The sequence below is a fragment of the Aquimarina muelleri DSM 19832 genome (assembly GCF_000430665.1).
GTDB lineage: Bacteria > Bacteroidota > Bacteroidia > Flavobacteriales > Flavobacteriaceae > Aquimarina > Aquimarina muelleri.
Genome location: NZ_AUML01000005.1, coordinates 42,985 through 57,576, shown reverse-complemented (window position 1 = coordinate 57,576; position 14,592 = coordinate 42,985). Strand labels below are relative to the sequence as shown.

The following is a 14,592-nucleotide window of genomic DNA, read 5'->3' as shown; positions in this document are numbered from 1 at the left end:
ATTATTAAATTAAAATGCTACTGCATTATCTCCACAGGGAACTCAAAGTATATTTTTTTATCTAGTACGGTAAGTATTCTATCCATATTTTTATTTTCTTCATCATTAGGGTCATAATAAGAAAACTCTTCTTTAAAATACCCCCGTATGGTATCTTTTCCTGTTCGTTTGGGTTTCCAATAAAATGCCACTGTTTTTTTATAGTCTGTGGTATCGATAGGTTTTTGTAATACGATCTTAGGATTGGGATGTTCTTTTAAACTTTGTACCTCTATAACAGGGATACCCTGTTTTTCGCCCGGATCTTTTGCTCGGTTAGAAAAATCGGGAACAAAATTTGCTTGGGTATAGTCCTTTGGTAAAACAACGCTAACCGTGGTTTTTTCCTTATCTTCTTCATTAAAAGCAGAATCCTCGGTTTGAAAAAATGCATAGATAGAATCTGTTAGCTGTAATTTGTTTTTATCAAAATGGTATTGTATGCTTACCCCTTCGGTTAAGGTATCGCCTGTAGGCAGTGTCACCCACATTTGATTTACATGCTCTTTACCATCAATGATTTTATACTCTTTGGTAAAATGGTGGTTACCATCTTTATCATAGTTTTTCCATAGACCGATTCTTTGGTCATTATCATTTAAAACTCCTTTTTGACCCATATTACCATTAGTATAGAAATCTTCGTAATAAGTAAAATCATTATTTAAAAAAAACTTTTTGAATTTGATATCATTTTTATCGTCATTTCGATAATAATATACTGTGTCTTTATAGTTTCCCTTAGTAAGATATGTTTTATAATAAACTCTTCCTGAAGGGAAATATGATATTTTTTCTCCATTTTCTATCGAATCCTTATCTATATAATAGGTTTCTTTTATACTACCGTTATCGTAATATTTTACAACTTTAGTAAGCTTGTCTTTACAACCTAGTAATATGATTAGTACAAATAGATATAATAATGTTTTAGGCATTAGTGGTATTTTTTGGTTAGTTTTACTTCTATACGTACAGAACTATTACTACGATTAACATGGTATGCAGAATCTTTTTGTGCCTGTTTATAGCCCACAACATCTTTATTAAATCCACTAACATGTTGGTTAGAATTTCCTTTGTAAAAGTTTAGTCTTTAGTAACCTCCACAGCAAACTCAAAGTATATTTTTTTATCTAGTACGGTAAGTATTCTATCCATATTTTTGTTTTCTTCATCATTAGGGTCATAATAAGAAAATTCTTCTTTAAAATAGCCCCGTATGGTATCTTTTCCTGTTCGTTTGGGTTTCCAGTAAAATGCCACTGTTTTTTTATAGTCTGTGGTATCGATAGGATTTTGTAATACGGTCTTAGGGTTGGGGTGTTCTTTTAAACTTTGTATCTCTATAGCATGGATACCCTCTTTTTCGTCCGGATCTTTTGCTCGGTTAGAAAAATCGGGAACAAAATTTGCTTGGGTATAGTCCTTTGGTAAAACAACGCTAACTTTAGTCTTTTCCTTATCTTCTTCATTAAAAGCAGAATCTTCGGTTTGAAAAAATGCATAGATAGAATCTGTTAGTTGTAGTTTGTTTTTATCAAAATGGTATTGTATACTTACCCCTTCGGTTAAGGTATCGCCTGTAGGCAGTGTCACCCACATCTGGTTGGTGTATTCTATACCATCAATGATCTTATACTCTTTGGTAAAATGGTGGTTACCATCTTTATCATAGTTTTTCCAAACACCAACTTTTTGGTTATCAATATTTAGTGTGCCAGTTCGTTTCGTTACACCTTTATGATGATAATCTTCATAATAGATTAAGTGATCATTTAAGAAAAATTTTTTAATTTCGAGTTCTTTCTTATCATTATCATGATAATAATAGATAGTATCTTTAAGTTTTCCATCTGTGTACACAGTAGAATAAGAGACTCTTCCTGATGGATAATAAAAAATTACTTCTCCTTGTTTTACGGAACCCTTATTAATATGGTGAACTTCCTTTATTTTACCATTATCATGATATGTTACAACTTTAGTAAGTTTTTCTTTACAACCAATTAATACGATTAGTATAAATAGATATAATATTTTTTTAAGCATTAGTGGTATTTCTTGGTTAGTTTTACTTCTATTTTTACAGAGGTGTTAGATCGGTTTACATGATAGGCAGAATCTTTTTGCGCTTTTTTATAGCTCACAATGTCTTTGTTAAACCCGCTAAAATGTTGGTTAGAAACTCCTTTGTAAAAGTTTAGTCTTTAGTAACCTCCACAGCAAACTCAAAGTATATTTTTTTAGTGTATGATGTTATGATACTATCTTGATCTTTGTCTAATTGTATAGGTTTACTTTCATCTACAAGAGTAAGTTTGTCTTTAAAATACCCTCGTATGGTATCTTTTCCTATCCGCTTGGGTTTCCAATAAAATGCCACTGTTTTTTTATAGTCTGTGGTATCGATAGGTTTTTGTAATACTGCCATGGGATTGGGATGTTCTTTTAAACTTTGTACCTCTATAACAGGGATACCCTGTTTTTCGTCTGGATCTTTTGCTCGGTTAGAAAAATCGGGAACAAAATTTGCTTGGGTATAGTCCTTTGGTAAAACAACGCTAACCGTGGTTTTTTCTTGATCTTCTAAAACAAAAGAAGATACGTCGGTTTGAAAAAATGCATAGATAGAATCTGTTAGTTGTAGTTTGTTTTTGTCAAAATGGTATTGTATACTTACCCCTTCTGTTAAGGTATCGCCTATGGGTAAGGTAATCCACATCTGGTTGGTGTATTCTATATCATCAATGATTTTATACTCTTTGGTAAAATAATGGTTACCATCTTTATCATAATTTTTCCAAAAGCCAAAACGTTGATTATTTTTATTTAAAAAGCCTTTCTTTTTTAGCAAACCATTTTTATGAAAATCTTCATAATAGGTAGAACCATTTTCGAATAATAGCTTTTTGATTTTTAGCCCATTTGATTCGTCATCATTATAATAATATATAGTGTCTAAATTTTTTCCATCAGTATACTTTGATACAAAGGAAATTTTTTCACTAGGAAAATAAGCTATTTCTTTTCCTTGTCTAATAGAATCCTTATCAATATAGTATATGTATTTTATATTACCATTGTCATAATATGTCACGACTTTAGTAAGTTTTTCTTTACACCCTATTAGTAACACTGTTATAAATAGGTATAATATTTTTTTAGGCATTAGTGGTATTTCTTGGTTAGTTTTACTTCTATTTTTACAGAGGTATTAGATCGGTTTACATGATATGCCGAGTCTTTTTGCGCTTTTTTATAGCCTTTTATGTCTTTGTTAAACCCGCTAAAATGTTGGTTAGAATCTCCTTTATAAAAGTTCACATCCAATCTATGTGTAGTAGTGTCCTCAATCTCTTTTATATTAATTTCTTTTACTACTTCTTGTTTGGAACTTCTTTTCTCTTCCCCCCTAAAAGAATCGTCAATTTTTATATAATGGTCAAGCATGGATTTAAAATCGTATACAATGGCGTAAACAGATTCCATAACATTTTTAGAATACTGCCTAAAAGGGCCGCCAAATTTTTGTACTCCCGGGTCGCCCCACATATCGTCTGCTCCGTTTCGTTTTCTATCACTTTTTATACCATCCATCCCTGGATTATTACCCCACCAAGGCTCAAAAGCTGCATTGTTGGTTAGTTTATTATGCCAGCTTTGCCCTTGGGTGGTAGTCCTTTTAGTATCTTTGTATAGATCCTCCCATTTGCAAAAAGTACTGTTCCATTTATAAAATTTTCTGGAGCCTTTTGGATATTCGCAAAGTTGCCCATTCTCGGTACCTGGGTAGCCAGGACCACCATATTTAAAAATGTTCTGTTTTTGTTTGTGCTCTATAACAATCTCTCCTTTAATTACGCCTCCACTGTTACTCACATGGCGATAGGATGCGCCTTTGATCTCTGTATCGCTGTTATAACTACTATTAAAGATAAGGCTGTTAGATAGTATGCGCATACGATTGTTTATGGATTTTGCTACTGCCTCTTCCATGTTATCGCAATCGGGATCATTCATAATAGGATTTGCAATTTCCTGTAAAGATTTTTGAATCTTGTTTTTAATTTCATTAGACATACTGGTAGTCATCTTGTTTTAGGTTTTAAAGTTTTTTTGGATTTGTTGGTTGCAGTTATATGAAGAACGTATGGAGTATGTTTGCGATAAGAGTGCCTTACAAATATATCTGATTTTTATAACCATACAAAGTTATTTATTACAACATAGTGTAGTGCAGGGATACAATGGTAAATCCCCTGCGTATAAAGATAGAACAGGGGATTTGGATTTTAATCCTCCGAGGCTAGCCTCGAAAACAAAATATATTTTCAAAAGCATACCTCGTTATCTTGCTCCAAGGGTATTGATTTTTCTGTGTTTTTTTTATACAGAAGAGTTTTGGTTTACAGATATTCTATACAGGTTTTTTTTTGCTTCTTCGTTTCTATAGATAAGCCCTGCAGCATCTTCTATTTTTCTTAATAGATCATACAAACTGTTAAGGTGTATAATTCTGGACTCTGTGGTAATGGTACGGTTTCCTTTTAGGTTTTCTTGTGTTGTGTTGGCATCTCGCAAAGCTGTGGATAAGGGTTCTGCCTGATCCAGTAAAGTGACAGGAGTACCCGTAGCTACCAATTCTGCACGATGGGTATGGATGGTATGCGATAGGCTTTCCATAAATTGAATAAGCCTTGGTTGCGAACCAAAAATTTCTCCAAAACGATTAACTCCAAACTGTTGTTGTATTGCAGGGTGGTCTATAAAGGATTTTTTTACCCAGTATTTTAGGTCTTCCATATAGGTTTTGCAATTATCCATCTCTTTGTTTACCATACCTGTCTGTACCTTTAGCTGTGTTTTGCTAAAAGTGTCCCCACCTTCTATAAAGGCATCGGTTACTTTTTGTTTTACTGTGTTGATAAAAGTAGTAGGAAATTCTGCTGGATCAAAGGTGGTAAATTGGTTAATGTCATTTTCTAGATATCCAATAATGGTATCTGCTGTTTCTAGTAGAATAGCATCGCTTATTCCATACTTTCGTTGCATCATAAATGATAGTTTTTAAAAATGAATACTTTGTATACAAGGATTGCAGAACGAATAGGTAGGATATTATGGTGTTCTATGCCTTTTGAGAGGGTATAACTGTATTAAAGATAAAATATTGTTGTAGTAGTTAATTTTTTTTTACAGAGTATTAAAACTTGCTATGGAAGATCCAAAGTTATTGTGGATGATTCTGGATCTCTAGTGGAACATCAAAAGTTACTGTGGATGATTCTGGGGTTCTAGTGGATCATCAAAAGTTACTGTGGATGATTCTGGGGCTCTAGTGGAGTATCAAAAGTTACTGTGGATGATTCTGGGGTTCTAGTGGAGTATCAAAAGTTATTGTGGATGATTCTGGGGTTCTAGTGGAGTATCCAAAGTTACTGTGGATGATTCTGGGGTTCTAGTGGAGTATCCAAAGTTATTGTGGATGATTCTGGAAGGGATATACATCAACTTCAGGCTTCTGACCTCTGTCCTCGGGCTTCTGACTCAAAAGCACCTCGATAGCACCTGCTGAGCTTGCCGAAGTGCAATTTTTTTACGCTAACCCTTCGAGAACCTCAGGGCATCGCTCGATGAGACAAGAGAACTCAAACACCCGACTCCCAGGTTTCGTCTCCCGACCTCTAACTTCTAACTTCCGTTCTCTGCCTTCGCAGCAAAAGGTTGCAATACATGCAATGCTTTATCTATGGATGCAATATTTTCAAAAGTTAGTAATAATCGCAAACCGTTTCGTGTATTTTTTTCCTTCATTTTACAAACTGCTGGATTTTGCTGTACAAATTGTAGTACTTTGCTAAACGTAGGGCTTTGGTAAAAACCAGACTGTTGGTCACTAATAAAATAGCCGATTAGCTTATTTTGTTTTAGGATTACTTTTTCTAACCCGATAGAAGTGGCAATCCATTTTATTCTAACCGAGTTTAATAAATCTGCAGCAGGATCTGGCAATTCTCCAAAACGGTCTACTAATCGCTTTTGATATGCTTGTAGTTCTTCTTCTTTTTTGATGGAATTAAGTTCGGTATACAGATTTAATCTTTCGGTTATATTATTGATATAATCATCGGGGAAAAGCAATTCGAAATCGGTGTCGATTTGCGTATCTTTTAAGTATACTTTTTCTTTTTTATCGTCTTTATATAATTCTGCAAATTCATTTTCTTTAAGCTCTTCGATAGCTTCGGATAATATTTTTTGATAGGTTTCAAAACCAATTTCGTTAATAAACCCGCTTTGTTCTCCCCCCAATAAATCTCCTGCTCCTCTAATTTCGAGATCTTTCATAGCAATATTTAAACCGCTGCCCAGATCAGAGAATTGCTCTAATGCGGTAATACGTTTTCTGGCATCTTCGGTCATTGCAGAATAAGGCGGAGTGATAAAGTAACAAAAAGCTTTTTTGTTGCTACGACCTACACGTCCTCGCATTTGATGCAGATCAGACACCCCAAAATTGTTTGCATTATTAATAAAAATAGTATTGGCATTAGGTACATCTAATCCACTTTCGATAATGGTAGTAGAAACCAGAACATCAAACTCTCCATTCATAAAGGAAAGCATAAGGCTTTCTAGTTTTTTGCCTTCCATTTGCCCGTGACCAATACCTATTTTTGCATCGGGCACTAATCGTTGTACCATACCTGCTACCTCTTTGATGTTTTCAATTCTATTATGAATAAAAAATACCTGTCCGCCACGCTGTATCTCGTAACTTACGGCATCCCGAATGGTTTCTTCATTAAATCGTATTACATTGGTTTCGATAGGATATCGATTGGGTGGGGGAGTGGTAATGGTAGATAAATCCCGGGCAGCCATTAAACTAAACTGTAATGTTCTTGGTATAGGCGTTGCTGTTAGAGTTAAGGTATCTACATTTTCTTTTATAGTTTTTAGTTTATCTTTTACCGATACTCCAAATTTTTGTTCTTCATCTATAATCAGTAGCCCAAGATCTTTAAATTGTACATTTTTGTTTACCAATTGGTGGGTGCCTATAATAATGTCTACTTTTCCTGCAGCCAGACCTTCGAGAGTTTCTTTTTTTTGTTTTGCAGAGCGAAAACGATTTAAATAATCTACCGTTACCGGAAAATCCTTAAGCCGCTCTCTAAATGTTTTTGCATGCTGAAATGCAAGAATGGTAGTAGGAACCAAAATAGCTACTTGTTTGCCATTATCTACTGCTTTAAATGCGGCACGAATAGCTACTTCGGTTTTACCAAATCCAACATCCCCGCAGATAAGTCTATCCATTGGGCGTTCACTCTCCATATCTGCTTTTACAGCTTCTGTTGCAGTGCTTTGATCTGGAGTATCTTCGTATATAAACGAGGCTTCTAGCTCGTGTTGCATATAACTATCGGGATGGTACTGAAATCCTTTTTGTAACCTTCGCTTTGCGTATAATTGTATAAGGTTAAAGGCAATATGTTTAACTCTGGATTTTGTTTTTTCTTTAAGAGTTTTCCAAGCTTTAGAGCCTAGTTTGTATACCTGTGGGGGTTTGCCGTCTTTGCCATTGTATTTGGTAATTTTATGAAGCGAATGAATGCTTAGATACAGTACATCCCTTTCTCCATAAATTAGTTTTATAGCTTCTTGTTTTTTACCATCTACATCGATTTTTTGTAATCCTCCAAATTTACCAATACCATGATCGATATGCGTTACATAATCTCCTACCTCTAGATTGGTAAGTTCTTTTAAAGTAATCGCTTGTTTTTTGGCGTACCCGTTTTTAAGATGAAACTTGTGATATCGTTCGAATATTTGATGGTCGGTATAACAAGCTATTTTAAGATCATGGTCTGTAAATCCTTGAAAAGCAGAAAACACTACTGTTTCATATTGTTTTACATCCAGATCGGCATCATCAAAAATATCATGAAAACGTTTTGCCTGTTGCTCGCTTACACAAAAGATATAATTTTTATAACCAGCTTCTTGATTTTCATTTAGATTTTGAATTAATAAATCAAATTGTTTATTAAAAGAAGGCTGTGGTTTTATGTCAAATTTTATAGCATAATCTGCTTTGGTTAAAGGGTGATTGCTTATTTCTATTAAAGTGAAACCCAATAACTGTTTATTTAAATCTTGCGAAGTAGCAAAAAGTTCTGCAGGAGTAGCATGTTTTATATCTTTGGATAGTGTTTGAAAAGCTTCTTGCGCTTTTTCGAAATTTTTATCAATTCTTGCCGAAATCAAATCCATGTCCTTAGCAAGGATGATAGTGTCTGGGGATATATATTTTAAAAAGCTTTCTCGGGTTTCTTGTATCGCTTTGTTTTCAACATTAGGGATAATAGATATTTTTTTGATCTGGTCGGTAGATAGTTGTGTTTCTACATCAAAAGTTCTAATACTGTCTACTTCGTTACCAAAAAATTCGATTCGGTAGGGTTCGTCATTACTAAAAGAAAAAACATCTACAATTCCACCACGAACCGAAAACTCTCCTGGTTCGGTTACAAAATCTACTCTTTTAAATCGGTATTCAAATAATACTTCATTTACAAAATCCAGAGAAAGAGTGTCGTTGAGATTAATTTTTAGAGTGTTTTTTTCTAACTCTTTTCGGGTTACTACCTTTTCAAACAAAGCATCTGGATAGGTAATAATTAGTGCTGGCTTTTTTCTGGAATTGATTCGGTTTAGTACCTCGGCTCTTAAAAGCACATTGGCATTATCGGTTTCTTCGATTTGGTATGGTCGGCGATAACTGCCAGGGTAAAAAAGTACATTTTTATCGCCAAGTAACTGCTCTAGATCATTAAGATGATAAGCGGCTTCTTCTTTGTCATTAAAAATACAGAGAAAGGGCTTTTCGGCTTGTTTAAAACTGTTTTCAATAACAAAGGATAGTGACGAGCCAATACTTCCTTGCAGATGTATTTTTGTTTCGGGCTGGGCAATAGCTTTTTGCAGTTTCTGTAGTGGTAGAGACTGTATAAAAGTTTGCGAGATTATAGATGCACTCACGTAGCAGATTTTGAAGCAAATATACTACTCTTTATATTTTATACATAATTCTTAAAATGGGATTAACACCATTTACACTTTGAATTTACTGTAATAAAAAAATAGTCCATTTTCTTCTACAGTAAATTCAAAGTGCCACTGGCATAAAACGATTTTTTTTTGATAATTAACTTTTTATCTTTTTTAATCCACATTGTGGAGTTTAATTCTAAAGGAGGCTTGCCTCGAAAACAAAATATATTTTCGGAAACATACCTCATAAGCCTGCTCCGAGGTTATTGATTAAGTTTCTTAAAAGGGTTTGTATCTTTATTCTTATATGCATGTATTGTAGTGAGTAGAATTAAAAGTATACTTCCCGCCAGAGCGGTAATTGCAATAGATTGATAGGTGTCTTTATGGCGAATATAAATTGCTACTAGTGCCCAGATGCCTACCAAAACAAATTCTCTCATGTTTCTTTTTATAAGTATGCTTATATTAATACCTATTGCGGCAATGATTAAGACAATGGCCCATGTTTCTGAAGAAATACCAAAACCAGACCAGTTTATTTTTACAAGATACGTAGCTATATTAGCTATAGTTGCTACAGAAATCCAACCAGAGTACAGGCAAATTGGCCACCAAACAAATGCAATTATGGAGATTGGGGCATCCCATCGTTCCATATTTGTTTTTAAAATTATTTGGATTAAAGAAAACAAAATCCCGATCATTAGTAGGACTGATAATCCCGTATAATCATAAGTAAAAGCAAGTACCCACAAGGAGTTTAACAAATTGGCTATAAAAAACCAGTACCCGGTTTTAGTAACAAAGTCACTATCTTTTTTACTAAAGAAAACTCGCCGTATCTGAAAAATCACATAGGCAAAAAGACTTAAAAAGATAATTCCCCATATCGAAAATGCATAGCCTGCAGGAGTAAATAGGGTATTGTATTGTCTGCTAACTTCACCTATGGTAATATCGTTAAAATAACGTGCTTGGGATACGTAATTTATTACTATCACCAGTAGCACGGATAATAAGTTTACTATGGTTAATTTTTTATTCATCACACATGATTTTTATGCAAAATAGAAGAATTGACAAAAAAAGAGTGCTCCAAATGCAACAAACCTTAATTGTTTTGTATCAATACTCTAAGCAATTGGTTAAAATCTTCTTCAGAATTATATACATTAGGAGAAACCCGCATGGCTTTTCCTCGAAAAGAGACAAAAATATTTTCTTGTTGTAATCTTGTTTTTAGATTTTCTAAGTTTATGTTTTCGGGCAAGTATACGCCAAAAAGGTGGTGTGCTCTAAAATTATCTTCTTCGATAAAACATCCTAGATCTTTAAGCTCTTGTACTGCCTTTGCAGATATAGTTTTGCAGTATTGTTGTATCGCTGCAGGGGTCCATTCTATCAATTGTTCTATTGCTTTAATGAGCATAGGGGTTAATATAAAATTACTGGATTCTCCCACAGAGTATCGTGCAGCTTTTTCCTGAAAACGATCTTCGTATTTGGTTAATCCAGTAAAATCTTCGCTATTATAGCGATTCATCCAGTTATGTTCTATAGGAGTGCCGTTATTAAAAGCATCACTGTAATATGCCATACCTATAGAGTAGGGGCCCATCATCCATTTATATCCTCCACAAATTAATGCGTCTGGTTCTATTTCTTTAATAGAAAACGGTAAAGCACCCACGCTTTGCGTACCATCAATAACCAAATAGCTATTCATAGTTTTGGTTTTTGCTCGTATAGCTTTTAGGTCAAATAAAGTACCATCTGCCCAGTGTACATTACACATTGCTACTACTGCTGTTTTTTTAGAGATTGCGTTTAAGATGTTTTGATTCCATTTTGCTCCACGATCCTTAAAATCTTTTGGCGGTTTTATAACGGTTATAGAAACTTTGTGTTTTTTAGCTACTTCTTGCCATGCATATACATTGCTAGGAAACTGCTCGTCGACTAATATAATCTCTTCTCCTTTTTGAAAAGGGATGTTGTTGGCAGCGTTTGCAACGCCATAGGATGCTGAGGGTATGATTGCCATGTTTTTATAATCGGGCGCATCTACCAAAGTTGCAAAACGTTGTTTTAGTATTTCTTTTTGAGTAAAAAAATCTTCAGGGGTGATTTTATAAGGTTGACCCTTTTGAGCAACAGTTTTTAATCCAACGTTGGTTACGGATTTTAACTGCGGAGACATGTAAGCTCCGTTTAAATAGGTACTGCCTTCAGAAAGATCAAATAGGTGTTTTTGTTGTTGTATGTATATTTTTTTTGTCATGTGCTTAGCATTTTTATGTTAAATCGAATTTAAAAATAGTACTGTTTTAAGCTTCAGAAATATCAATATTCAAATATTTTTTATCAGGATACCCCATTTGTTATCAGATTTTTTTGATTTTGATTTTTTTAATCCACATTGTGGAGTTTAATTCTTTTGAGGCTTGCCTCCGTTTTTATTTTAAATAGATTTTTTATAAATGTATATATTCAGAGGGGTGAGTAGGTTTTTTTACAGGTTAAAAATTTCTTAATTAAGATATGTAAAAGAAATTTTATTAAAAAAACATGTTTTTTTTATTCGGTGTCGGAAAATGAAACTAACATGTATTAATATTGCAGTGTCAAAAGGGTAACAAAATCATTAGATAAAACATATATGTATATGAAGATGTTTAAAAATAGTATAAATCATCAGTCAAACAACAGTTATTATTTTTTAGACACCCTCAAAAAAAATCCATTTTTTATTCCTGACCAGGGTAGGACTATGTCAAGATAAAATTTGGATGCTATTAGATAAGGTTACCCCCTTTACGTTCACGCGTAAGCTGATTTTTTTGTGATTCTTAAAATCTTCCCATGCATAGGTATGGGAGGGTTTTTTGGATTTAGATATGCGATTAATGAAAATGAGTTACTACCAAAACCCCATTTTAAATAATTGATGTATATTTTGGAAATGATAGGCATAAAAAAAGCGAGTCCATTTTTTTGATCTCGCTTTTTATTGTTTTTGTACTCTTTTACGTGAGTAGAGCGTTATATTTTGCCAACTCATTATTACCTGTGTATAGCATAGCTACAAGAAGCAGGTAACTCTTTTAAAAAATTAATAAAAGGTTTAATGTTTAGTTGTAGTGTAAAGGTGTATGTAGTTTTCATATCTCATATTTTTAAATTAACAATCATTGTTTTGATTTATATTAACAATTGCTGTGCCAAAAAAACAACATAAAACATAAGTTGTTGTTAATTAAGGTGTTACATATTTATAAAGAACAGAATAAGGTACTAGTGTATACTGTTGTAAAGTGTTTTTGTGATAAATATATAAGGGATAATAGCTATAAACTTGATGCTTTTTGAAATAAAAAAAGACTAAGAATCGTTTTTGTTAAAAAAGGCTATTTTAAATTTTAAAAGGCATATAGTTTAGTTATATTTGCAGCCAAATTAAATAAAGTATACAATGTCAATATCTGATTTGTTTGATAGTGGATTTCAGAAAAGAAACCAAGACCATTTTGCAGCAATTGTAAGAGTAGCAATGAGTGATGGAGTGATTACTGATGAAGAGAAAGCTTTTTTAGATAGATTAGCCAGAAAATTGGAGATTTCTGAAAACGATTATAAAGAGATTTTAAAAGACTATAAGACACACCCTATAAACCCGCCTACGAGTTATGATAATAGATTAGAGAGGTTGTATGATTTGGCTAGAATGGTTTATGCAGATCATATTAAAGGAGAGGATCAAGTCATCTTATTAGAAAAATTAAGTATTGGTTTAGGGTTTAAATCAGAAAATGCAAAATACGTTGTAGATAAAGCATTAAACTTAGTAGATCAAGGAGTAGATGGAGATACTTTTGCAGACGAAATTAAAAATATGAATAGATAATATTTTATTGTCTTATAATAGTAAATAAAAGGCTACCTAATCGGTAGCCTTTTTTGCTATCTGTTTTGTGATTTTATAAATCAATTCTTCCTGCTCAAAAGGTTTAGGTATAAAATCATCCATTCCTGATCGGATGCATTTGTCTCTAGTGATATCGTTAGATTTTCCAGAAAATCCAATAATTGGTATTTCTGATATAAATTTATCTCCATAATTATTTCTAATTATCTTTGTTGTTTGATAACCATCAATTTTAGAAATATTAAGATCCATTAAAATTAGGTCGTATTTTCTGCGTTCTATATATTTTATTGCTTCTTCGCCATTAATAGCAATGTCTACAAAAAAGGTACCCTGAGAAATCAAGATCTTCATGATTAGATACTGTGTTATCTCTTCGTCTTCAACTACCAAAATCCTAAATTTAGTTGTGCTTTTAGGGAGTGTGTATTTTTTCTTTTTACGTTTAGGGGTTGCTTTTGTTATTTCAAATTTAAAAGGAAGTTTTATATTAAAAGAGGTTCCTTTTTCTGGAGCACTATTTACTTTGATTTCACCATTTAGGAGGTCGACTAAGTTTTTTACAATTGCAAGTCCGAGCCCAGTTCCAGAGACTCGTTTATCTGTGTTAAAACGAGTAAATCTTTCAAAAAGATAAGGGATGTTTTCTTCGAGAATACCAATTCCTGTATCTTCAATTTTAAAGTTGAGACTTAGTTTGTTTGTTCGTTGGTAATTTTTGGTAACAGAAAAAACAATTTTACCTTCTTCGGTAAATTTAAAGGCATTTGTAAGAATGTTGTTTAGGATTTGATATATTCTGGTACTATCTCCTATAAGGTATTCTTGTATGTTAGGATCAATATTGGTTTCAAAGATGATTTGTTTTTCTTCGGTTATTTTAGAATAAGATTCTTTAAAACCATTCATTAAATTATAAAAAGAAAAACGTTCCTCTACCACTTTTAGTTTACCAGATTCTATCTTTGAAAGATCAATCATGTCATCTATAAGTGCGTTAAGATGTTGACTTTCTCGTTTAATAATTCTAGCAAGTTCTTCTTGTTCAAATGTTAATTTTGTTTTTTCAAGCACTTCTACAAATCCAAGAATACTTGTTAAAGGAGTTCTTATTTCATGATTTATATTAGCGATAAAACTGTTTTTAAATTCTTCTTTTTCTAATAAGTATTTGTTCTTCAGCTCTAATTCACGAGCTAGTAAAATAGACTCGTTTTTTTGCTGTGCAATTTGATTTAAGTCTCTGTATTTTGTTGTATAATCAAAAAGAATAATAACAACTTCTTGCTCTTCTAGGGTAAAAGTAATGTCGCAGATTTTTTCAACTTTACCATCTTCTATGTGTATACAAGGAAAATTTAATGTTTTTTTTTCGAAAAGATTATTTTCTTCAAAATTTCTTAAAACCTCAAAAAAGGGATGCACTTCAAAAATTAAAGAGCCTTTTGACCAATCAAAAATATTTTTGTCAGTTTTTTTTATAAAACCACCATTATCAAGGTTAATGACCTGTATTTGGGGGTTAAATTGTAAGTGGTTGTTAGGATGTATTGTCATAC

Annotated in this window: 10 protein-coding genes; 1 reads left to right on the top strand and 9 read right to left on the bottom strand. The window is 32.9% G+C overall.

The window, feature by feature from the left end; translation table 11 throughout:
• Window positions 1-17: 17 nt before the first annotated feature.
• From H527_RS0104430 to H527_RS0104395, 8 genes are all read right to left on the bottom strand, one after another.
• Window positions 18-977: a toxin-antitoxin system YwqK family antitoxin gene (locus H527_RS0104430; RefSeq protein WP_027411585.1), complete on the bottom strand. Its 960-nt coding sequence runs from the start codon at window positions 975-977 to the stop codon at window positions 18-20.
• A 151-nt stretch (window positions 978-1,128) separates the two neighbouring features.
• Window positions 1,129-2,091, bottom strand: a complete 963-nt coding sequence (locus tag H527_RS0104425; protein ID WP_027411584.1) for a toxin-antitoxin system YwqK family antitoxin — start codon at window positions 2,089-2,091, stop codon at window positions 1,129-1,131.
• A 151-nt stretch (window positions 2,092-2,242) separates the two neighbouring features.
• A complete protein-coding gene (locus tag H527_RS0104420) occupies window positions 2,243-3,211 on the bottom strand; it encodes a toxin-antitoxin system YwqK family antitoxin (protein WP_027411583.1) in 969 nt (322 codons plus the stop codon).
• Window positions 3,211-4,134: a hypothetical protein gene (locus H527_RS0104415; RefSeq protein WP_027411582.1), complete on the bottom strand. Its 924-nt coding sequence runs from the start codon at window positions 4,132-4,134 to the stop codon at window positions 3,211-3,213. The genes H527_RS0104420 and H527_RS0104415 overlap by 1 nt, the downstream gene beginning before the upstream one ends.
• Window positions 4,135-4,428: 294 nt before the next feature.
• Window positions 4,429-5,097: a hypothetical protein gene (locus H527_RS0104410; protein ID WP_027411581.1), complete on the bottom strand. Its 669-nt coding sequence runs from the start codon at window positions 5,095-5,097 to the stop codon at window positions 4,429-4,431.
• Window positions 5,098-5,733: 636 nt separating this feature from the next.
• Window positions 5,734-9,093: a transcription-repair coupling factor gene (mfd, locus tag H527_RS0104405; protein ID WP_027411580.1), complete on the bottom strand. Its 3,360-nt coding sequence runs from the start codon at window positions 9,091-9,093 to the stop codon at window positions 5,734-5,736.
• A gap of 275 nt (window positions 9,094-9,368) precedes the next feature.
• Window positions 9,369-10,154, bottom strand: a complete 786-nt coding sequence (locus H527_RS0104400) for a hypothetical protein (protein WP_027411579.1) — start codon at window positions 10,152-10,154, stop codon at window positions 9,369-9,371.
• 65 nt (window positions 10,155-10,219) lie between these two features.
• Window positions 10,220-11,389 carry an aminotransferase class V-fold PLP-dependent enzyme gene (locus H527_RS0104395; protein ID WP_027411578.1) on the bottom strand — a complete coding sequence of 390 codons (1,170 nt, stop codon included), beginning with the start codon at window positions 11,387-11,389 and terminating at the stop codon, window positions 10,220-10,222.
• A 1,191-nt stretch (window positions 11,390-12,580) separates the two neighbouring features.
• Between H527_RS0104395 and H527_RS0104390 the strand changes: the two genes are divergently transcribed.
• Window positions 12,581-13,012, top strand: a complete 432-nt coding sequence (locus H527_RS0104390; RefSeq protein ID WP_027411577.1) for a tellurite resistance TerB family protein — start codon at window positions 12,581-12,583, stop codon at window positions 13,010-13,012.
• 36 nt (window positions 13,013-13,048) lie between these two features.
• Here H527_RS0104390 and H527_RS0104385 read toward each other — a convergent pair whose 3' ends face one another.
• The gene (locus H527_RS0104385) at window positions 13,049-14,590 is read right to left on the bottom strand and encodes an ATP-binding response regulator (RefSeq protein WP_035087388.1); all 1,542 of its coding nucleotides are present in this window, start codon (window positions 14,588-14,590) and stop codon (window positions 13,049-13,051) included.
• Window positions 14,591-14,592: the final 2 nt, after the last annotated feature.

Coding starts and splice junctions, on each gene's coding strand:
- H527_RS0104430 (WP_027411585.1), bottom strand. CDS start 977: ATGCCTAAAACATTATTATATCTATTTGTACTAATCATATTACTAGGT.
- H527_RS0104425 (WP_027411584.1), bottom strand. CDS start 2,091: ATGCTTAAAAAAATATTATATCTATTTATACTAATCGTATTAATTGGT.
- H527_RS0104420 (WP_027411583.1), bottom strand. CDS start 3,211: ATGCCTAAAAAAATATTATACCTATTTATAACAGTGTTACTAATAGGG.
- H527_RS0104415 (WP_027411582.1), bottom strand. CDS start 4,134: ATGACTACCAGTATGTCTAATGAAATTAAAAACAAGATTCAAAAATCT.
- H527_RS0104410 (WP_027411581.1), bottom strand. CDS start 5,097: ATGATGCAACGAAAGTATGGAATAAGCGATGCTATTCTACTAGAAACA.
- H527_RS0104400 (WP_027411579.1), bottom strand. CDS start 10,154: ATGAATAAAAAATTAACCATAGTAAACTTATTATCCGTGCTACTGGTG.
- H527_RS0104395 (WP_027411578.1), bottom strand. CDS start 11,389: ATGACAAAAAAAATATACATACAACAACAAAAACACCTATTTGATCTT.
- H527_RS0104390 (WP_027411577.1), top strand. CDS start 12,581: ATGTCAATATCTGATTTGTTTGATAGTGGATTTCAGAAAAGAAACCAA.
- H527_RS0104385 (WP_035087388.1), bottom strand. CDS start 14,590: ATGACAATACATCCTAACAACCACTTACAATTTAACCCCCAAATACAG.